Below are 238 nucleotides of genomic sequence, written 5' to 3' on the forward strand. Positions count from 1 at the left end.
GGTCACGTTACCTTCCACCGCCAGAATATGTTCGCCAAATCGCTGACGCAGACTGGCGACTTTTGCCGCCGACAGTTCCAGCGTGGCAACCTGCGCGCCTTCTTCGATAAATCGCTCGACCAGCGCCAGCCCTAATCCCGATCCGCCGCCGGTAATAAAAATGGACTCGTTATGCAGATCGCTCATGGCTGCGCCTCCGGTAAGTCGATGAAAATGTCACCACCTTCAACGTGTACTG

1 protein-coding gene is annotated in these 238 nt (G+C 55.9%); it reads right to left on the minus strand.

What is annotated here, in order from left to right:
- Positions 1-186: SDR family NAD(P)-dependent oxidoreductase (locus tag SB756_RS35015; RefSeq protein ID WP_410913874.1), on the minus strand; the 186-nt coding region annotated here is incomplete at its 3' end.
- Positions 187-238: the final 52 nt, after the last annotated feature.

Origin of the sequence: Pseudomonas sp. SIMBA_068, assembly GCF_046534705.1 — a bacterium.
In the GTDB taxonomy this organism is placed as follows: Bacteria; Pseudomonadota; Gammaproteobacteria; order Pseudomonadales; family Pseudomonadaceae; genus Aquipseudomonas; species Aquipseudomonas putida.